The sequence below is a fragment of the Mycobacterium pinniadriaticum genome, from assembly GCF_026242045.1.
In the GTDB taxonomy this organism is placed as follows: Bacteria; Actinomycetota; Actinomycetes; order Mycobacteriales; family Mycobacteriaceae; genus Mycobacterium; species Mycobacterium pinniadriaticum.
Map to the genome: position 1 here is coordinate 49626 of NZ_JAPJDO010000009.1, position 20554 is coordinate 70179.

Sequence of the window (20554 nt, forward strand, 5' to 3'; positions counted from 1 at the left end):
ACATGATGGAGGCATGAGCACCCCAGACATTGAACGGCTGTTGTCGTCGGTCCCCACCGGCCTGTGGATCGGTGGTGAGGAGCGACCCGGCTCGTCGACGTTCGAGGTCCACGACCCCTCCAACGACGCCGTCCTCACCACGGTGGCCGACGCGACCGCGGCGGACGCCGTCGCCGCGCTCGACGCGGCGTGCGCGGTGCAGGCCGAGTGGGCGGCGACCTCACCCCGCGACCGTGGCGAGATCCTGCGCTCGGTGTTCGAGACCATCATCGCCCGCGCCGATGATCTCGCGACGCTGATGACCCTGGAGATGGGCAAGGTCGTCGCCGAGAGTATGGGCGAGGTCAAGTACGGCGCCGAATTCTTCCGCTGGTTCGCCGAGGAGGCGGTGCGTATCGGCGGGCGGTACACGCCGTCGCCGGCCGGCACCGGGCGCATCATCGTCACCAAACAGCCGGTCGGACCCTGCTACGCGATCACGCCGTGGAACTTCCCGCTGGCCATGGGGACTCGCAAGATCGGACCCGCCTTCGCGGCCGGCTGCACGATGATCGTCAAGCCCGCCCAGGAGACCCCGCTGACGATGCTGCTGCTGGCCAAGCTCATGGCCGAGGCCGGCCTGCCCTCCGGTGTGCTGTCGATCCTGCCCACCAGCCGGCCCGGCGAGGTCACCAAAGCCCTGATCGACGACGGCCGGCTGCGGAAGCTGACGTTCACCGGCTCCACCGGGGTCGGTAAGGCGCTGGTGGCCCAGTCGGCGGACAAGCTGCTGCGCACCTCGATGGAACTCGGTGGCAACGCCCCGTTCGTCGTGTTCGACGATGCCGACATCGACGCCGCGGTCGACGGGGCGATGCTGGCCAAGATGCGCAACGGCGGCGAGGCCTGCACGGCCGCCAACCGGATCCACGTCGCCAATGCCGTCATCGAGGAGTTCACCGACAAATTCGTCAAGCGGATGGGTGAGGTCAACCTGGGCAACGGGCTCGACCCGTCGGCCAAGCTCGGCCCGCTGGTCAACACCAAGCAGCTGGCCAAGGTGCAGGAACTGGTCGACGACGCGGTGGCCAAGGGCGCGAGGGTCGCGCTCGGCGGTCAGGCGCCCGGCGGCCCCGGCAACTTCTATCCGGCTACCGTGCTGACCGACGTCCCGCCTGATGCCCGCATCCTCACCGAGGAGGTGTTCGGTCCCGTCGCTCCGATCATCGGCTTCGACACCGAGGAGGACGGCGTCGCCGCGGCCAACAACACCGAATACGGACTGGCGTCCTACATCTACACCGAGTCGCTGGACCGGGCGCTGCGGGTGGCCGAGGCCATCGAATCCGGCATGGTCGGGGTGAATCGGGGTGTCATCTCCGATCCGGCCGCCCCATTCGGCGGTGTGAAGGAGTCCGGGTTCGGCCGCGAGGGCGGGTACGAGGGCATCGAGGAGTACCTCGACACCAAGTACATCGCGCTGACCAAATAACTCGGGCGGCCTCAGCCGACCGCGCGGTCGGCTGCCGCCCAGTACTTGGCCCGCAGTTCGCGTTTGAGGACCTTGCCCGCCGCCGACAACGGCAATGCGTCGACCAGCTCGAAGCTGCGGGGGATCTTGTAACCGCCGATGAGCGACTTGCAGAACTCCCGCAGCTCGTCATGCTCCGCGCGCTGTCCGGCGGCGAGCACCACCACCGCGTGCACGCGCTCGCCCCACCGTTCGTCGGGCACCCCGATGACCGCGCAGGTGGCCACCGCGGGATGGCGGGCCAGCGCGTTCTCCACTTCGACGGAGTACACGTTCTCCCCGCCGGACACGATCATGTCCTTGATCCGGTCGACGACGAACACGTAACCGCGGTCGTCCTGGTAGCCGGCGTCGCCGGTGTGCATCCAGCCGCCCCGCAACGCGGCCGCGGTCTCCTCGGGCTTGCCCCAGTAGCCGGCCATCACGTGCCCGCCGCGCACGACGATCTCGCCGACCTCACCACGCGCCAGCTCGGTGTCGTCGTCGCCGACGATGCGGACCTCCGAATGCGGTGCGGCACGCCCGCCGGACCGGCGCAACGCCGGGTTGTGGTGGTCGGCCGGCGATAGCAGCGTCGCGACCGGCGACACCTCGGTCATCCCGTAGGCCTGCACGAACGACGCTGTCGGCAACCGCTGGGCCGCACGTTCCAGCAGGGCCGCCGAGATCGGGGAGCCGCCGTATATGACCATCCGCAGGCTGGAGGTGTCGTAGTCGGGCAGGGTCGGCTCGTCGACGAGCATCTGCACCATCGTCGGAACCAGCAGCAGGTCGCTGACCCGATGCTGTTGCACGGCGCCCAGCACCAAGTCCGGCCGGAAAGCCGGGATGAACACGTGGGTGCCGCCGTGGATCACCTGCGCCAGCCAGATGGCCAGGTCGGCGAGGTGGAACATCGGCGCGGCATGCAATAGCGGCCCGCCGGAGGTCAGGAAGAATCCCGACGCAAGGCAGCCCAGCGCCGACGTCATCAGGTTGTCGTGGGTCAGCATGACGCCCTTGGGATGCCCGCTGGTGCCTCCGGTGTAGAAGACACCGGCCAGATCCGAGCCGCTGCGATGCGCGTCGGGCACCGGGGCGCTGGTGGCCACCAGCTCCTCGTACCCGAGGGTTCCCGCCGGCGTCGGGCCGTCGCCGCAGTGGATGACCGTCGCCAGATCGCTGAATTGCGAAAGCAATTCGGGAAGCAACGGTAGGAAAGTATCGTCGATCAGCAGTATTCGAGTGTCGGAGTCGCGCAGGCTGTAGGCGATCTCGGCGGCACGCAGGCGGATGTTGATCGGGTTGACGACGGCACCGGCCCAGGGGGTGGCCAGCAGGTACTCCGAATAGCGATCGGAGTTCAGCGACAGGATCGCGATCCGGTCGCCCTCGTGGACGCCCAGCGACTGGAACGCCCCGGCCAGCCGGGAAACCCGATCGGCGACGTCGGTGAACGTGTGGACGCGGTCACCGCAGATCGTCATCGTGTCGTCGCCGGTGGCGCGCGACGACCTGTGCAGACCCTGCGTGAGATACATGCCGGCGGTCATTGTGGTGTGAAATCGTTGGTGCCCAACAAATCTGGTATGCACATTTCAACTCCTGGTCGTAGTGTATGTCGCCGTCGGGCGATTTCATGAGCCTTCAGTGTCGAAGGCGCCGGCGTGCGCCGAAATCCCCCCAAGAGGGTCTGTTTGCCTCTCGATCGGACACCTGCCTGAGCTATTTGACGCCGGCGACCGCGCGCCTGCGTCCATTGGCCGTCGATGCCATCTAGATTTCACAGCACTCGAACTAGGAGGGCATGCACGTGACGGCGCGCTTATCCGCGCAAAGTCCATGGGTCGATCCCGTTTCACAGCCGAGCCAGCGGCGGCGTCCGAAGCCACGCGGCTCGGGTGTTCCCGCGCTGAACGGGATCCGGGGCGTCGCCGTCGCCCTCGTGCTGATCGGCCACGGTGGAATTCCCGGCGTCGCAGGCGGATTTATCGGGGTCGACGTCTTCTTCGTGCTCAGCGGGTTCTTGATCACGTCGCTGCTGCTCGATGAGCTCGGTCGCACCGGACAACTCGACCTCGGCGCGTTCTGGGTGCGTCGGGCCCGCCGGCTGCTGCCGGCCCTGCTGATCATGGTGCTGGCGGTGGTCGCCGCCCGCATGCTGTTCCCGCCGAACGCGGTCAGCGGCCTGCGCAACGACGCGATCGCCGCATTCCTGTGGGTGGCGAACTGGGCGTTCGTCAGGCAGGAGACCGACTACTTCAGCCAGGGTGCGCCGCCGTCACCGCTGCAGCACACCTGGTCACTGGGCGTCGAGGAGCAGTACTACCTGATCTGGCCGGTGCTGATCGTCGGGGTGGCAATGTTGCTGGCGCTGATCGCCCGGCGACGGCGCAAGACGCCTACCATCGTCGCCGTCCGGCGCGCGGTGCTGGTCCTGGCGGTGTTGGGAACAGCGGGATCGGCGACCGAGTCGATCCTGATGGCGTCGGACAGCTCACTGAACCGGGTGTACTTCGGCACCGACACCCGGGCTCAGGCACTGCTCGTCGGCGCCGCGGCCGCCGCGCTTCTGGTCAGGGACTGGCCGGCGATACTGGCCGGCTGGCCGCTGATCCGGTCACGGTGGGTCCGCTGGCTGGCCTGGGGTGTGCCGGTGGCCGGTGTGGCCGTCCTGGCCGCGATCACGCATGTCGCCACCGGCAGCGCCGCCGAGTTCCGGCACGGCCTGCTCACCGTCGTCGCCGTCGCCGCGGTGGCGGTGATAGCGCCGGTGGCACTCGAGCAGCGCGGACCCGTGGCATGGGTGCTGTCCACCCCGCCGCTGGTGGCCCTCGGCGTCATCTCCTACGGCGTCTACCTGTGGCACTGGCCGATATTTCTGGTGCTCACCGGCGAACGCACGGGATGGTCGGGGTATGCGTTGTTCGGTGCCCGCTGCGTGATCACCGTGCTGGTCGCGGCGGGGTCGTGGTGGGTGATCGAGCGGCCGGTTCGGCGCTGGCGGCCCGTCCACGTCCCGCAGCTGCGGCTGGCTGCCGCCACCATCGCCACGGCCGTGGCGATCGCGGTCGTCGTCGTCCCGGTCGGAACCCGGATCGATCCGCGGAGTCCTGACGTCGCGCAGGCCGCGCTGATCTCACCGGTGGAAACGGTGCGGGTCGCCCCGCCGCTGCACTCGGGTCCCCGCGAACACACCGTCTCGGTGTTCGGCGATTCGATCGGCTGGACGATAATGCGGTACCTGCCGCCGACCCCGGGCAACAACTTCCTGGACCGCACCACCATCGGCTGCGGCCTGGTGCGCGGCGGGCCGTACCGCTACTCGGGTCAGGTGCTGGAGCAGAAGCCCGAATGCGACACCTGGCCGGAGCGCTGGGCGCAGCGGATCGGCTACGACCGGCCCGACGTCGTGCTGATGGTCATCGGTCGCTGGGAGATCGTCGACCGCAAGTTTCACGGGACCTGGGCGCACATCGGCCAACCCGAGTTCGATCAGTATCTGCGGAGCGAGCTGAACCATGCGCTGGACATCCTGACCTCGACCGGGGCGCTGGTGGTGGTGACCACCGAGCCGTACAGCCGGCACGGCGAGCAGACGAACGGCAAACTGTATCCCGAGGATCAGCCCAGCCGGGTCGACCAGTGGAACACCTTGCTGCGCAAGGTCGTCAGCGGACGCAAGAACGTGACGCTGCTCGACTTGAACAAGAAACTCGGGCCGAACGGCGCCTACACCAACAAGATCAACGGTGTGCGGGTGCGTATCGACGGTGTGCACCCGACCCCGAACGCGGTCAAGTGGATGACACCCTGGCTGCTCGACGCCGTGCGCTAGGAGTGCCCGAGCCGGCGCTGCCTGATGGCCGGCGTCAGTGCCCGAGCCGGCCGCGGCCCATGCGCAGGAGCAGCATCGCGAGATCCTTGCCGTCCTCGCCGAGCTCGCTGTAACGCTCGATCACCTTCATCTCGCGGCTGTGCACCAGCCGGGTGCCGCCGGAGGCCATCCGGGCCCGGCCGATCGCCTGGGACACCTCGGTGCGGCGCTTGACCGCAGCCAGGATTTCGGCATCGAGCCGGTCGATCTCGCCGCGCAGACTGCCGATGTCGTGTTCGGCTTCAGGAACCATTTCCAGGGTCATCGCTTCTTCTCCTCGTGTGTGGGTCTGGTCCCATCAGGTTCCGGGCCTCACACAAGAGACGAGCCCCGGATCCGGAATGCGGACCGCGGGGCTCTCGGGTTGAGCAGCTAGACCACCACGGGCACCGCGGACCGGTACCCGTAGAAAAATCGACGCTGCGGTGAAAGCACGTTTGAAGTGTGCCACTCCGAAGGGCGGCTTAGCAAAAAAACTGTCGCCATACAGCGGTAGGTTGGGTCAGACATGAGTGTGAACGTGACCGATTTCAAGCCTCCGGCCGACGCGGCCGAACTCCTCGAGGGTCTCAACCCGCAGCAGCGCCAGGCCGTGCTGCACGAGGGTTCCCCATTGCTGATCGTGGCCGGTGCCGGGTCGGGCAAGACGGCCGTCCTCACCCGGAGGATCGCCTATCTGCTGGCGGCTCGCGACGTCGGGCCGGGCCAGGTACTGGCCATCACGTTCACCAACAAGGCCGCCGCGGAGATGCGCGAGCGGGTGGTTTCGCTCGTCGGACCCCGGGCCAGGAACATGTGGATTTCCACCTTCCACTCTTCCTGCGTGCGGATCCTGCGCAATCAGGCCTCGCTGCTACCCGGGCTGAACTCGAATTTCTCGATCTACGACGCCGACGACTCCCGGCGCCTGCTGCTGATGATCGGCAAGGACATGGGGCTGGACACCAAGCGGTACTCACCGCGACTGCTGGCCAACGCCATTTCCAACCTCAAGAACGAGCTGATCCTGCCCGAGGATGCGGTGGCCGCGCTCGAGCCGGAATCCGACGATCTGGCCCGCACGGTCGCCAGCGTCTACGGCGAGTACCAGCGGCGACTGCGCGCGGCCAACGCGCTGGACTTCGACGACCTGATCGGCGAGACCGTGGCGGTCTTGCAGAACTTCCCGCAGATCGCCCAGTACTACCGGAGGCGTTTTCGGCACATCCTCGTCGACGAATATCAGGACACCAACCACGCCCAGTACGTCCTGGTGCGCGAACTTGTCGGAGTCGCCGCCCCTGACACCGACACCGTGCCGCCCAGCGAGTTGTGCGTCGTCGGGGACGCCGACCAGTCGATCTATGCCTTCCGCGGCGCGACGATCCGCAACATCGAGGACTTCGAACGCGACTTCCCGAACGCCACCACGATCCTGCTCGAGCAGAACTACCGGTCGACCCAGAACATCCTGTCGGCGGCCAATTCCGTCATCTCGCGCAACTCCAACCGGCGCGAGAAGCGGCTGTGGACCGACGCCGGTGACGGAGAACTGATCGTCGGCTACGTCGCCGACAACGAGCACGACGAAGCCAGGTTCGTCGCCGGGGAGATCGACGCGCTCGCCGACGGGGCTCGTGGGGCTGGCGATATCTCCTACAACGACGTCGCCGTGTTCTATCGCACCAACAACTCATCCCGTTCGCTGGAAGAGGTGTTCATCCGCGCCGGCATCCCCTACAAGGTGGTGGGCGGCGTTCGGTTCTACGAACGCAAGGAGATTCGCGACATCGTCGCCTACCTGCGGGTGCTGGACAACCCCGGGGACGCCGTCAGCCTGCGTCGCATCCTGAACACCCCGCGCCGGGGCATCGGTGACCGGGCCGAGGCCTGCGTGTCGGTGTACGCCGAGAACACCGGTGCCACCTTCGCCGACGCGCTGGTCGCCGCAGCCGAGGGCAAGGTGCCGATGCTGAACACCCGCTCGGAGAAGGCGATCGCGAGTTTCGTCAAGTTGATCGACGAACTGCGCGGCAAGCTCGACGACGAGCTCGGCGACCTTGTCGAGGCGGTACTGGACCGCACCGGCTACCGCAATGAGCTGGAGTCCTCCAGTGACCCACAAGACCTGGCGCGGCTGGACAACCTCAACGAATTAGTCAGTGTCGCACACGAATTCAGCATCGACCGGGCCAATGCCGCTGCGCTGGCCGAGGACGACACCACCGACGAGGACGTCCCGCAGACCGGCCTTCTCGCGGAGTTCCTGGAGCGGGTGTCACTGGTGGCTGACTCCGACGAACTGCCCGAACATGGCGCCGGTGTGGTCACGCTGATGACCCTGCACACCGCCAAGGGCCTGGAGTTCCCGGTGGTGTTCGTGACCGGCTGGGAGGACGGCATGTTCCCGCACATGCGCGCGCTCGGTGACCCGACCGAGCTCTCCGAGGAGCGCCGACTCGCCTACGTGGGCATAACCCGTGCGCGCCAACGGCTTTACCTCACCCGCGCGAAGGTCCGCTCATCGTGGGGGCAGCCGATGCTGAACCCGGAATCGCGGTTCCTGCGGGAGATCCCCGAGCACCTTGTCGACTGGCGCCGCACCGACCCCACACCGTCCTACAGTGCGCCCGTCAGCGGTGCGGGCCGCTTCGGTACCCCACGGCCGTCCCCCATGCGCTCGGCGGGCGGCAGCAAGCGGCCGCTGCTGGTCCTCGAACCCGGCGATCGGGTCAGCCATGACAAGTACGGTCTCGGCCGTGTCGAGGAGGTATCCGGGATGGGGGAGTCGGCGATGTCCCTGATCGACTTCGGCAGCGCGGGGCGGGTCAAGCTGATGCACAATCACGCGCCGCTGCAAAAGCTTTAGTCGCGCAAGCTCACCGCAAGCGGCACCAGCGCCGGGTTGAGGGCTGCAACGCCAGGATCAGGCTTGTCAGCGGCAAGATCGGAATCAGATAGACCGGCAAGGGGATTCGCGCCCCCGCGACGAACACGCTGCCGAACGTCAGCAACGCGATGACGGATCCGAACGCGATCAGATAGCGGCCGGCCGAGCGCCGCAACAGCAACATGATGACCCCGGCGATGCTGCTCACCGCGAACAGCAGGGTGAGGAAGCCGACCGCCGCGCAGAACAGCCGATCGGTGCCCCACCACCCGGTGATCAGGTCGGTGGCGACCACGGCCGTCGCCCATCCGCTGAGGATGCTGACGGCGCTGGCCGCGATCGCCGTTCGCCCCGTCGAGATGTCGACGTGAACCGATCGGGCCGGAACGGCCACCGGGGCGGCCCGGCGGATCAATCCGGTCTGAGCCTCGTCGGCGGGTGGGCGCGGAATGTGCGTCGTGCGCTCGTCGGGCACCTGCGGAATGGGCCCGGTCGGGGCACGCCGGATGATGCCCGTGCGGGGCTCTTCGGGTTGGGGGATCGGTCCGGACGGCTGGCGTCGGATGATGCGGGTGCGCGGGTCGTTCGGCTCAGACACCAGGTCAGCCGGCGTAGGGGCCGACCGCCAGCCCACGCTGCGCCAGCCACGGCGCCGGATCGATCCGGTTGGTGCCGTTCTGCAGCACCTCGAAATGCAGGTGCGGCCCGGTCGAGTTGCCCCGGTTGCCGACGGTGGCGATCTGGTCGCCGGCGAACACCCGCTGCCCGATCTGGACCGTCCAGGTGTTGACATGACCGTAGAGGGTCACCGTGCCGTCCGAATGCCGGAGCTTGACCCAGGCGCCGTAACCCGCCGTCGGTCCGGCGTCGATGACCACACCATCGGAGGCGGCGACGATGGGTGTGCCGATCGGAGCCGCCAGGTCGATGCCGGCGTGCAGCGCGCCCCACCGGTAGCCGAAGCCTGAGGTGAAGACGCCCTTGGTGGGTATCACGAACAGGGGCCGCTGCAGCCGCGCCTCACGCTCGGCGCGTTCCTGGGCGAAGGCCACACCTTTGGCCAGTTCCTCGCCGTGCACGGATGCGTCGGCGATCGGCTTGACGGCGATCAGCTGCATTCCCCGCGGCGTGGTCACGGTGCCGTCCATCGGCGCTTTGTCGACGGCCAGCACGGTCCGTGTGGTGGTGTCGGTGGCCGGCTTCAGAGCGGTGTAGGCGGCAGCAGCGGCGGCGCCGGCGGCCATCGCGGCGATCATCGCGCGGCCCTTCGCGGCCCCGGTCGGTTGCCTGCGGTGGGCTGGCGTGCGGGGCAGCACGTCGGTGTTCTCGCTGTTGCTGAAGCGCGGTACTTCGGCACGACGGTCCTCGCGGGCCGCGGCGAACTCCGACGGCACGGCCAGCCGGAGCGGTTTCAGGTCGTCCGCGTCATGCAGATCGTCGAGCTCCGGGCAGCGGGCAACCTCTGCATCGGTGTCGAAGGCGCTGTTTTCCCGGAAATCGATGTCACCGAGGTCGCCGAACTCGTTGAACGGGATGATGTCGGTGACGTCGAGCCGCTCCGGATCCGTCGCCCGGCTCGAGGCCGCTGGACGACCATATGTGCTGGTCTTCGCATGCGAGGCCAAAGAATCTCCGACTGGAGTCGGGGCCGGCCTATGCTGCGTCAAAACTCGAAGTCCCTCTAGTCGTGACCAAAGCGTTATCTGAGACTCCGACGACGTTAACGAAGATCTAATGAAGGTGGCAACCCAAGCGCCTATTCCACGGGGGATTGTGAGTTGAATCACTTCGGCCCCGCGGTGAAATGGGCCACATGAGTGGTGGGCGGGGACGGCGTCCCGTAGTCGTCTAGATACAGTTCCCCCGGAGCGACTTCCTCAATCATCTTCTTCAACAAGCAGTCAGCGCCGACCAGACAGTGAGCCCATGGATCTTTTCGAGTATCAGGCGAAGGAATTGTTCGCCAAGCACAACGTTCCCACCACCCCGGGCCGGGTCACCGACTCGCCCGAGGACGCCAAAGCCATCGCCGCGGAAATCGGCAAGCCCGTGATGGTGAAGGCTCAGGTCAAGGTGGGTGGCCGGGGTAAGGCCGGTGGTGTCAAGTTCGCCGCCACACCCGAGGACGCCTACACCCACGCCAAGAACATCCTCGGCCTGGACATCAAGGGCCACATCGTGAAGAAGTTGCTGGTCGCCGAGGCCAGCGACATCGCTGAGGAGTACTACATCTCCTTCCTGCTCGATCGGTCCAACCGGACCTACCTGGCGATGTGCTCGGTCGAGGGCGGCATGGAGATCGAAGAGGTCGCCGCCACCAAGCCCGATCGGTTGGCCAAGGTGCCCGTGGACGCCGTCACCGGTGTGGACCTGGCCTTCGCCCGCTCGATCGCCGAGCAGGGCCACCTGCCCGCCGAGGTACTCGACGCCGCCGCGGTGACCATCCAGAAGCTGTGGGAGGTGTTCGTCGGCGAGGACGCCACCCTCGTCGAGGTGAACCCGCTGGTGCGCACCCCCGACGATCGGATCCTGGCGCTGGACGGCAAGGTGACCCTGGATGCCAACGCCGACTTCCGCCAGCCCGGGCATGCCGAGTTCGAGGACAAGGACGCCACCGATCCCCTCGAGCTCAAGGCCAAGCAGAACGACCTCAACTACGTCAAGCTCGACGGCGAGGTCGGCATCATCGGAAACGGCGCGGGCCTGGTCATGTCGACCCTGGACGTCGTGGCGTACGCCGGGGAGAAGCACGGCGGCGTGAAGCCGGCCAACTTCCTCGACATCGGCGGCGGAGCGTCGGCCGAGGTGATGGCCAACGGCCTGGACGTCATCCTGGGCGACAGTCAGGTCAAGAGCGTGTTCGTCAACGTGTTCGGCGGCATCACCGCGTGCGATGCGGTCGCCAACGGCATCGTCGGCGCGCTGAAGAAGCTCGGCGACAGTGCGAACAAGCCCCTCGTTGTGCGCCTCGACGGCAACAATGTCGAGGAAGGCCGCCGCATCCTCAACGAAGCCAACCACCCCCTGGTGATTCAGGCCGACACCATGGACTCCGGCGCCGACAAGGCCGCCGAGCTGGCCAACAAGTAAGGGAGCCAACGAAATATGTCTATCTTCCTGAACAAGGACAGCAAGGTCATCGTCCAGGGCATCACCGGCGGCGAGGGCACCAAGCACACCGCACTGATGCTCAAGGCCGGCACCCAGGTGGTCGGTGGCGTCAACGCCCGCAAGGCCGGAACCACCGTGGCTCACAAAGACAAGGACGGCAACGACGTCGAGCTCCCGGTGTTCGGTTCGGTGGCGGAGGCCATGAAGGAGACCGGCGCCGACGTGTCGATCGCGTTCGTGCCACCGGCGTTCTCGAAGGACGCCATCATCGAGGCCATCGACGCTGAGATCCCGCTGCTGGTCGTCATCACCGAGGGCATCCCGGTGCAGGACACTGCGTATGCATGGGCCTATAACGTCGACAAAGGCGAGAAGACCCGCATCATCGGGCCGAACTGTCCCGGCATCATCACCCCGGGTGAGTCGCTGGTCGGCATCACGCCCAACAACATCACCGGCAAGGGCCCGATCGGCCTGGTGTCGAAGTCGGGCACGCTGACCTACCAGATGATGTACGAGCTGCGTGATCTCGGCTTCTCGACCGCCATCGGCATCGGCGGCGACCCGGTCATCGGCACCACCCACATCGACGCCATCGAGGCGTTCGAGAAGGACCCCGAGACCAAGATCATCGTGATGATCGGCGAGATCGGCGGCGACGCCGAGGAGAAGGCCGGCGCCTACATCAAGGCCAATGTCTCCAAGCCGGTCGTGGGATATGTCGCCGGCTTCACCGCGCCCGAGGGCAAGACCATGGGCCACGCGGGCGCCATCGTGTCCGACGGTGCCGGCACCGCGCAGGGCAAGAAGGAGGCCCTCGAGGCCGCCGGGGTGAAGGTCGGCAAGACGCCGTCGGCGACCGCGACGCTGGCCAGGGAGATCCTGGCCGGGCTGTGATCTAGCCGCGAGTTCTGCATCAGGGCTGTGATTCCGCTGGAGTCACAGCCCTGATGTCGATTTCGACGCGGGCGACAAATCGGTTAGCCTGTCGAACTATGGTCGATCCCCGTACTCCCGTCATCGTCGGCGTCGGGCAGTTCACCGAACGCATCGACGACGCGGACTACCGCGGCATGTCGGCGGTCGAGCTGGCCACCGAGGCGGTTCGCGCGGCGCTTGTCGACACCGGAGCGGACGTCGCCGCCGTCGCCGGAGCCATCGAGGTGTTCGCCGGCCTGCGACAGTTCGAGATCTGCACACCCTTCGCCGACCCGCGGCTGGGATGCTCGGACAACTACGTCCGATCGGTGGCGCAACGTGTCGGTGCCGACCCTGCACGGGCGGTTCTCGAGCCGATCGGCGGCAACGGTCCGCAGAAGTTGGTCACCGAGTTCGCGGGTGCGATCGCGGCCGGCGAGATCGCGGTGGCGTTGATCCTCGGTTCGGAGAACGGCTCGACGCTGAAGACATTCGCGGGTCGCGACGGGAAACCGGACCACAGCGAGACCGTCGGCGGCCAGCTCGAGGACCGCGGCTACGGCTTCGAGCAGTACATGAGCGAGTACACCGCCAAGCATGGACTGACCGGCGCGCCGGTGCAGTACGGGCTGCTGGACAACGCACGCCGTGCGCGGCTGGGCCTCAGTGTCGGAGATTACCGGCTGAAGATGGCGGAGCTGTTCGCACCATTCTCGAAAGTCGCTGCCAAAAACCCATTTTCGTCGTCACCGGTGGAGCGATCTGTCGAGGAACTGGCCACCGTCACCGCCGAGAACCGGATGATCTGCGACCCGTATCCGCGGCTGATGGTGGCCCGCGACACCGTCAACCAGGGGGCGGCAGCCCTGCTGATGTCAGTCGAGGCCGCACGCAGACTCGGTGTGCCCGAGGAGAGATGGGTCTACCTGCATGGGCACGCTGATCAGCGTGAGCAGGACCTGCTGGACCGCGCGGACGTCAGCGTCAGCCATTCGTCGAGACAGGCTGTGGCAGAGGCACTTCGGGGAGCCGGAATCTCCATCGACGACGTCTCGACCTTCGATCTCTACAGCTGTTTTCCCTTCCCTGTCTTCGCGGTGTGTGATGACTTCGGACTGGCCGCCGATGATCCCCGTGGGCTCACGCTCACCGGCGGCCTGCCGTATTTCGGGGGACCGGGCAACAGCTATTCGTTGCACGGTATCGCCGAGACTGTCGCCGCAATGCGGGACAAGCCAGGTGCTTTCGGGCTGGTGGGTGCCAACGGTGGTGTGATGAGCAAGTATTCGGTGGGCGTGTACTCGACGACCCCGGTCGAGTGGGCAGCTGATCGAAGCGCGGCCCTGCAGCAGGACATCGCCGCTCTTCCGACGGTGCCGGTCACCCGTAACGCCACCGGAGCGGGTGTGATCGAGACTTATTCGGTGCGCTACGACTGGCCGGAACGCACCGGCGTCATCATCGGCCGCCTCGACGCTGATGGCAGCCGCTTCATGGCGATCGGCACCGACCCCGCCCTGGTATCACTCATGAGCGACGGCGACCCGCTGGGCGCCGCGATCACGGTGACCGCCGGCGAGGACGGGATCAACCGGGCAGTCCTGGCCTGACCCTCAAGCCAGGGCGGAGAGTTTGCCCGCCAGCCGCTCGACGTAGCCGGCAACCTCGTCGGCTGATTTGTCCGGCAGTCCGAAAAGCACTTCGGTGACCCCGATTTCGCGCCAGTGTGCCAACTTCTCGGGGACCGGCTTGAAGTCGAGTGCCACGATCTGCGGGGCGCCGTCGCGACCGGCTCCGGCCCAGGTGTCCTGCAGCAGCTTCACCGGCTCGTCGATGTCGAAGTCCCGCGGGGTGGTGATCCAGCCGTCGGCGCTGCGGGCGATCCATTTGAAGTTCTTCTCGGTGCCGGCCGCGCCGACGAGAACCGGGATGTGCGACTGGATCGGCTTGGGCCAGGCCCAACTCGGCCCGAACTTGACGAATTCGCCGTCGTATTCGGCTTCTTCCTGTGTCCACAGGGCCCGCATCGCTTCCAGGTACTCGCGCAGGCAGGTGCGGCGCCGTCCGGCCGGAACGCCGTGGTCGGCCAGCTCATCGGTGTTCCAGCCGAATCCGACGCCGAGGCTGACCCGGCCCCCAGACAGATGGTCAAGGGTCGCAATCGATTTCGCCAAGGTGATGGGATCGTGCTCGACGGGCAGCGCCACCGCGGTGGACAGTCGAACTTTGGAGGTCACCGCGCATGCGGTGCCCAGGCTGACCCACGGGTCCAGCGTGCGCATGTAGCGGTCGTCGGGTAACGACTCGTCACCGGTGGTGGGGTGGGCGGCCTCCCGCTTCACCGGGATGTGCGTGTGTTCGGGCACGTAGAACGTCGTGAAGCCGTGGTCGTCGGCGAGCTTGGCCGCGGCCGCCGGGGCGATGCCGCGATCGCTGGTGAACAGAACGAGCCCGTAATCCATGCGCTGAATTAGAACGGGCGCCATATCCCGGGGCAAGGCCGGGTTTCAGTCGCCGAGACTGCGGTTCTTCCCGCACTTACTCGCAAGTTGTGTCCAACACTTGCACTCTGGGCGGGCATCCACATGGTGAATAGCTGCGTGGGCCGGTTGTGGCGACGATGTCGGCGTGGTGAAGCTGATCATGGCCGACGAGGCGCTTGCCGCCGGGGTGGTCACCCGGCGCGAGTTGGGCAAGAGATTCGTCAAAGTACATCGCAATGTCTATGCGCCTCGCGGGGTCGAACTGTCCGCCGCTGACCGAGCGATCGCCGCGTGGATGTGGTCGGGGAGACGGGCCACCGTCGCGGGGGTCTCGGCAGCCGCGCTGCTGGGAGCCCCGTGGATGCCCGACAACCATCCCGCGGAACTTGCGCGTGCACAGAAGCGCTGCCCGCCAGGCATCGTCGTGCATTCGGGTGCCCTCCGCGACGACGAAGTGTGCAGGGCATCGGGCATCAGCTGCACCACGCCGGCACGTACTGCCTATGACCTGGGTCGCACCTACGAGTTCACTGTTGGGGTGATTCGAGTCGACGCCGTGTTGGCGGCTACCGGCATCGGTGTGGAGGACGTCGCCGCAGTCGCCCGCCGAAACTCTGGTGCTCGTCATATTCGACGGTTACGCCGTGTGCTCGAATGCGCTGACGGTGGAGCGGAATCACCGCAGGAAACGAGGCTGAGGTTGCTGCTGGTGCGAGCCGGTTTGCCTCGGCCCGCCACCCAGATACCGATCTGCGGCCCCACCGGTCGGGTGGTCAGGCGGATTGACATGGGCTGGCCCCTGTGGAAGGTCGGGGTCGAGTACGACGGAGCGCAACACTGGACTGATCCGGTACAGCATGCGGGCGATATCGACCGGCTCGAATTCTTCGCCGACCTCGGCTGGCGGATCGTTCGGGTGAGCGCGAGGCATCTACGCAGCCAACCTGACGGCATCGTCCGTCGCGCCGCCGCGGCTCTACGGGCTGCTGGCTGCGCCCAGACGGCACTTGTTGACGCTCCCACTCGCGATTCCCGTACAACACCTGCACTCTCGGCGAGTTGGTAGGCCCGATGTGACACGCCGATGGTCACAGGTCGTCACGGCGGCGTGCGCTAGCGTGGTGGGCGAACCGGACCTGCGGGTCCTTTCACGAGCCACAACCGACGCAGCGCCGCGGGGAGCGCCGGCGTGACGAGGCTGAAGGAGAGGCCATGACTTACCCGCCCAACCCGGGCTACCCACCGAGCCAGCCGGCCGGACCCTACGGTGCTCCCGCGCAGCCATTCGCGCAAGCCGAGGCAGGGCCGAGCAAGCTGCCGCTGTACCTGAACGTCGCCGTCGTGGTCCTGGGCTTGGCCGCCTATCTGTCCAGCTTCGGACCGATCCTCACCATCAAGGCCGACCTCGGTCCCTTCGGCGGGGCCGAGCTCAGCGGCGGTGGCGGCGGCTATCCGGTCCTCGCGACTCTGGTCGCCGCGTTGTTGGCGGCCGCCAGTCTGTTGCCCAAGGCTCGCGATTACGGAGGTGTGATCGCGACCGCGTCGGGGGTGTCGGTGCTGACGGCGATCGCCATGGTGCTCGGCAAACCGACCGGTTTCAGTGTCGGGTGGGGGTTGTGGGTGATGATCGCCTTGACCCTGTTGCAGACCATCGCCGCCGTGGTTGCGCTGCTGCTGGAGTCCGGAATCATCTCCGCCCCGGCGCCTCGGCCCCGCTACGAGCAGTTCGGCCAGTACGGTCCCCCTCCCGGCGGCTACTACGGTCAGCCCGGACCGCAGGGCCCGCCGCAGGGGATGCCGCCGCGGCCCGGTTACCCCTCGCAGTACGGCGGTGGCTACTCATCGGGTCCGTCCACCGGTGGATTCGGCGGGCTCGGTGCCCAGAGCGGACCGCCCACCCCGCCCACGGGCTTCCCGAGCTTCAGCCCACCGCCGTCGACCGGGTCGGGTCAGCAGCAGACCGGCTCGCAGCCGGAACAGCCTCAGGCGCCGTCATCGTCGCCGTCATCGGGTTCCACCCCGTCGTAACCGGGCGCTCGTCGCGCAGTACGTCTGACTGGCGCGTCGGGTGACACGGATGGAGGACAAGCGACCGGTCGGGGCGCGCCAGGCGCGTGACCTGGTGCGGGTCGCGTTCGGCCCGTCGCTGGTGGCGTTGGTGGTGATCGCGGCGGTGACGCTGCTGCAACTCGTCATCGCCAACAGCGATATGACCGGCGCGTTCGGCGCGATCGCCAGTATGTGGCTGGCCGTGCATCAGGTGCCCGTCTCGATCGCCGGCCATCAGTTGGCGGTTCTGCCGCTGCTGCCGGTGTTGCTGATGGTCTGGGGTACCGCGCGGACCACGGCGCAGGCCACGTCCCCGCAGGGGTCGTGGTTCGTGATCCGCTGGATCGTCGCGTCGGCCATCGGCGGTCCGCTGCTGTTCGCCGCGATTGCCCTGGCCGTCATCCACGACGCCTCGTCGGTGATCACCGAGTTGCAGACGCCGAGTGCGTTGCGTGCGTTCTCCGGTGTGCTCGCGGTGCACGCCATCGGCGCGCTGATCGGGGTGGGGTCACGCGTGGGGTGGCGGGCATTGCGCGCCCTGCGGCTCCCCGAGTGGCTCGGCGACACCGTACGAGCCGCGACGGCGGGCGTGCTGGCGCTCCTGGGACTGTCCGGGGCGGTCACGGCACTGTCCCTGGTCGTGCACTGGGGGACCATGCACGAGTTGTACGCCGTGACGGACTCGCTGTTCGGTCAGCTCAGCCTCACGGCGTTGTCGGCCCTGTACGTGCCCAACGTGATTGTCGGGACGTCGGCGGTGGCGGTCGGCTCCAGCGCCCACATCGGTTTCGCCACCTTCAGCTCCTTCACCGTCTTCGGCGGGGACATCCCGGCGCTGCCGATCCTGGCGGCGGTGCCGACGCCACCGTTGGGACCGGTGTGGGTGGCGCTGCTCATCGTCGGTGCCGCGTCCGGGGTCGCGGTGGGGCAGCAGTGCGCCAGTCGTCCGCTGCCCTGGCCGACCGCGCTGGGCAAGCTCGCGGTCGCGTCGCTGCTGGCGGCCGTCACGATGGTCGTGCTCGGCTATGCCGGCGGTGGCCAGCTGGGCAACTTCGGCGATGTCGGGGTGGACCAGGCCACCTTCGGCCCAGCGGTGTTCTTCTGGTTTTTCCTCGTCGGTGCGGTCACCGTGGTGATGACCGGTGGCCTGCGGCGCCGCCCCAAGCGGGTGAAGGCCCCCGAGCCCGCGCCGCCCACCGAAGAGCCGACAGTCGAGGACGACGAAGAGGCGCTGACCACGCCGATACCCGACGTCTCCGAGGAACCGGGGCCGGAATCTGAAGCCGGGCCGGACCACGAGCCCGAGCCCGAGGCCGAGGCCGAGGCCGAGGCCCAGGGTGAACCCGAGCCGGCGCCGCCGACGCCACCGCCGCCGGTTCGACCCGCGCCCGACCTCGAGGACGTGGAGGATCTGATGTTCGTCGACGACGACATCGACACCGGCCCGCCCGAGCGGTGAGCTGCGCTCGTCGTCCTCCCGCTAGGCTCATCGCCGTGCAGCATCCGATCCATGTCGCCCCGAGTGCGCCGGCGCGGCTCGTCGTCCTGGCGTCGGGGACCGGTTCATTGCTGCAATCACTGCTGGCTGCCGCCGTTGGCGACTATCCCGCCCGCGTTGTCGCGGTCGGGGTGGATCGCGACTGCCGAGCCGTGGACATCGCGCAGGCAGCCTCCATCCCCACTTTCCGGGTGCGGTTGAAGGATTTCGCTGACCGCACGGACTGGGACGCCGCGATCGCCGATGCCACCGAAGCGCACAGCCCCGACCTCATCGTGTCCGCAGGCTTCATGAAAATACTTGGCCCGGAATTCCTTTCGAGGTTTCTTGGCCGCGTCGTCAACACTCACCCGGCGTTGCTGCCGGCATTTCCGGGTGCTCACGCGGTTCCCGAGGCGCTGGCGTACGGGGTCAAGGTCACCGGGTGCACCGTTCACCTCGTGGACGCCGGCATGGACACCGGGCCCATCCTGGCCCAAGAGGCGGTCGAGATTCTCGACGGTGATGACGAAGACACCTTGCACGAACGCATCAAGGTCGTGGAACGACGGCTGTTGGTGGACGTGCTGGCCGCGCTGGCAACGCGCGGTGTGACCTGGAGTGGCAGAAAGGCGACCATAGGATGACCGCGGGGACATTGATCGGAAAGAAGCCGATCCGGCGTGCGCTGATCAGCGTGTACGACAAGAGCAGGCTGATTCCGCTCGCACAAGGTCTGCACGACGCGGGCGTTGACATCGTCTCCACCGGCTCCACGGCCAAAACCATTGCCGACAAAGGTATTCCGGTCACCCCGGTAGAGTTCGTCACGGGCTTCCCCGAGGTGCTGGACGGACGGGTCAAAACCCTGCACCCGCACATCCACGCCGGCCTGCTCGCCGATACCCGCAACCCCGACCACATGCGTGCCCTCGAGGATCTCAAGATCGCGCCGTTCGACCTCGTCGTGGTCAACCTCTACCCGTTCAGCGAGACGGTCGACTCCGGCGCCGAAATCGAGGAGTGCGTCGAGCAGATCGACATCGGCGGCCCGTCGATGGTGCGTGCGTCGGCCAAGAACCACGCCAGCGTGGCCGTGGTCGTCGACCCACTCGGTTATGACGGGGTGCTGGCCGCGGTCCGTACTGGTGGCTTCACCCTGGCCGAGCGGCAGAAGTTGGCGTCGTTGGCATTTCGGCACACCGCGGAATATGACCTGGCAGTGGCCAGCTGGATGGGTTCGGTGCTGGCGCCCGCAGAAGAAGATGGGGGGACACTTCTGCCGCCCTGGTTCGGTTACACCTGGCGGCGCACCTCGCAGCTGCGCTACGGCGAGAACCCGCATCAGCAGGCCGCGCTCTACAGCGACGATTCCGGCTGGCCGGGATTGGCGCAGGCCGAGCAGCTGCACGGAAAAGAGATGTCCTACAACAACTTCACCGATGCCGATGCGGCATGGCGGGCGGCGTTCGACCACCAACAGATCTGCGTGGCGATCATCAAGCACGCCAACCCGTGCGGTATCGCCATCTCGTCGGTGTCGGTGGCCGATGCGCACCGCAAGGCCCACGAATGCGATCCGCTCAGCGCATTCGGGGGAGTGATCGCGGCCAACACCGAGGTCAGTGTGGAGATGGCCGAGTTTGTGTCCGAGATCTTCACCGAGGTGATCATCGCCCCGGCCTACGAGCCCGGTGCGGTCGAGATCTTGGCCCGCAAGAAGAACATTCGCGTGCTGGTCGCCGCTGAACCTCCGGTCGACGGGGTCGAGCTGCGGCAGATCAGCGGGGGTCTGCTGATGCAGGAGCGGGACACCCTCAACGCGTCCGGTGACGATCCGTCGAACTGGACGCTGGCCACCGGAACACCAGCGGACCCGGCGATGATGGCCGACCTGCAGTTCGCCTGGCGGACCTGCCGCGCGGTCAAATCCAACGCGATCGTGATCGCGGCCGACGGCGCCACGGTCGGCGTCGGCATGGGACAGGTCAACCGCGTCGACGCGGCCAGGCTGGCGGTGGAGCGTGGTGGTGAGCGGGTTCGCGGCGCGGTCGCCGCCAGCGACGCGTTCTTCCCGTTCCCGGACGGGTTGGAGACGCTGACCGCGGCCGGGGTGAAAGCCGTCGTGCACCCCGGCGGCTCGGTGCGCGACGAGCTGGTCACCGAGGCCGCCGCCAAGGCGGGCGTGACGCTCTATCTCACCGGGGCCCGCCACTTCGCGCACTGATCCATATGTGACATTGCGCCGACCGCGTAATGCCCTCACGGCGTCGCAGTCGTA

At 67.3% G+C, this 20554-nt stretch carries 16 protein-coding genes; 11 read left to right on the top strand and 5 right to left on the bottom strand.

Annotated elements, in window-relative coordinates:
- Positions 1 to 13 precede the first annotated feature (13 nt).
- Positions 14 to 1471: an NAD-dependent succinate-semialdehyde dehydrogenase gene (locus tag ORI27_RS12600; RefSeq protein ID WP_265997288.1), complete on the top strand. Its 1458-nt coding sequence runs from the start codon at positions 14 to 16 to the stop codon at positions 1469 to 1471.
- An 11-nt stretch (positions 1472 to 1482) separates the two neighbouring features.
- Here the strand turns inward: ORI27_RS12600 and ORI27_RS12605 are convergent, their stop codons facing one another.
- Complete coding sequence (locus ORI27_RS12605) at positions 1483 to 3042, bottom strand: long-chain-fatty-acid--CoA ligase (RefSeq protein WP_265997287.1); 1560 nt, start codon at positions 3040 to 3042, stop codon at positions 1483 to 1485.
- Between the two features lie 260 nt (positions 3043 to 3302).
- Between ORI27_RS12605 and ORI27_RS12610 the strand changes: the two genes are divergently transcribed.
- Entirely contained in the window at positions 3303 to 5327 is a 2025-nt protein-coding gene (locus tag ORI27_RS12610) for an acyltransferase family protein (protein WP_407666299.1), read from the top strand.
- 34 nt (positions 5328 to 5361) lie between these two features.
- Here ORI27_RS12610 and ORI27_RS12615 read toward each other — a convergent pair whose 3' ends face one another.
- Positions 5362 to 5631 (bottom strand): chorismate mutase, encoded by a 270-nt coding sequence (locus ORI27_RS12615; protein WP_265997286.1) that lies wholly within the window; start codon positions 5629 to 5631, stop codon positions 5362 to 5364.
- Positions 5632 to 5874: 243 nt separating this feature from the next.
- Here ORI27_RS12615 and pcrA point away from each other — a divergent pair, with 243 nt between their 5' ends.
- On the top strand, positions 5875 to 8214 hold the full coding sequence (pcrA, locus tag ORI27_RS12620) for a DNA helicase PcrA (RefSeq protein ID WP_265997285.1): 2340 nt from the start codon (positions 5875 to 5877) through the stop codon (positions 8212 to 8214).
- Between the two features lie 10 nt (positions 8215 to 8224).
- Here pcrA and ORI27_RS12625 read toward each other — a convergent pair whose 3' ends face one another.
- Together ORI27_RS12625 and ORI27_RS12630 are read right to left on the bottom strand one after the other, a co-directional pair.
- Positions 8225 to 8833 (bottom strand): hypothetical protein, encoded by a 609-nt coding sequence (locus ORI27_RS12625; protein ID WP_407666298.1) that lies wholly within the window; start codon positions 8831 to 8833, stop codon positions 8225 to 8227.
- 4 nt (positions 8834 to 8837) lie between these two features.
- Entirely contained in the window at positions 8838 to 9860 is a 1023-nt protein-coding gene (locus tag ORI27_RS12630; RefSeq protein ID WP_265997284.1) for a M23 family metallopeptidase, read from the bottom strand.
- Positions 9861 to 10161: 301 nt separating this feature from the next.
- Between ORI27_RS12630 and sucC the strand changes: the two genes are divergently transcribed.
- The 3 genes from sucC to ORI27_RS12645 all read left to right on the top strand — a co-directional run bounded on the left by sucC (position 10162) and on the right by ORI27_RS12645 (position 13874).
- On the top strand, positions 10162 to 11325 hold the full coding sequence (sucC, locus tag ORI27_RS12635; RefSeq protein ID WP_265997283.1) for an ADP-forming succinate--CoA ligase subunit beta: 1164 nt from the start codon (positions 10162 to 10164) through the stop codon (positions 11323 to 11325).
- A 15-nt stretch (positions 11326 to 11340) separates the two neighbouring features.
- Positions 11341 to 12243: a succinate--CoA ligase subunit alpha gene (sucD, locus tag ORI27_RS12640; protein WP_265997282.1), complete on the top strand. Its 903-nt coding sequence runs from the start codon at positions 11341 to 11343 to the stop codon at positions 12241 to 12243.
- Positions 12244 to 12341: 98 nt separating this feature from the next.
- Positions 12342 to 13874 carry an acetyl-CoA acetyltransferase gene (locus ORI27_RS12645; RefSeq protein ID WP_265997281.1) on the top strand — a complete coding sequence of 511 codons (1533 nt, stop codon included), beginning with the start codon at positions 12342 to 12344 and terminating at the stop codon, positions 13872 to 13874.
- Positions 13875 to 13877: 3 nt separating this feature from the next.
- Here ORI27_RS12645 and ORI27_RS12650 read toward each other — a convergent pair whose 3' ends face one another.
- On the bottom strand, positions 13878 to 14726 hold the full coding sequence (locus ORI27_RS12650; protein WP_265997280.1) for an LLM class F420-dependent oxidoreductase: 849 nt from the start codon (positions 14724 to 14726) through the stop codon (positions 13878 to 13880).
- A gap of 181 nt (positions 14727 to 14907) precedes the next feature.
- Here ORI27_RS12650 and ORI27_RS12655 point away from each other — a divergent pair, with 181 nt between their 5' ends.
- From ORI27_RS12655 to purH, 5 genes are all read left to right on the top strand, one after another.
- Positions 14908 to 15813 carry a hypothetical protein gene (locus ORI27_RS12655; RefSeq protein ID WP_407666303.1) on the top strand — a complete coding sequence of 302 codons (906 nt, stop codon included), beginning with the start codon at positions 14908 to 14910 and terminating at the stop codon, positions 15811 to 15813.
- A 146-nt stretch (positions 15814 to 15959) separates the two neighbouring features.
- Positions 15960 to 16775: a DUF5336 domain-containing protein gene (locus ORI27_RS12660; RefSeq protein ID WP_265997278.1), complete on the top strand. Its 816-nt coding sequence runs from the start codon at positions 15960 to 15962 to the stop codon at positions 16773 to 16775.
- 49 nt (positions 16776 to 16824) lie between these two features.
- Positions 16825 to 18255, top strand: a complete 1431-nt coding sequence (locus ORI27_RS12665; RefSeq protein ID WP_265997277.1) for a cell division protein PerM — start codon at positions 16825 to 16827, stop codon at positions 18253 to 18255.
- A 35-nt stretch (positions 18256 to 18290) separates the two neighbouring features.
- Positions 18291 to 18920 carry a phosphoribosylglycinamide formyltransferase gene (gene purN / locus ORI27_RS12670; protein ID WP_265997276.1) on the top strand — a complete coding sequence of 210 codons (630 nt, stop codon included), beginning with the start codon at positions 18291 to 18293 and terminating at the stop codon, positions 18918 to 18920.
- Positions 18917 to 20500 (top strand): bifunctional phosphoribosylaminoimidazolecarboxamide formyltransferase/IMP cyclohydrolase, encoded by a 1584-nt coding sequence (gene purH, locus ORI27_RS12675; protein WP_265997275.1) that lies wholly within the window; start codon positions 18917 to 18919, stop codon positions 20498 to 20500. Before purN ends, purH begins: the two co-directional genes overlap by 4 nt.
- Positions 20501 to 20554 lie beyond the last annotated feature (54 nt).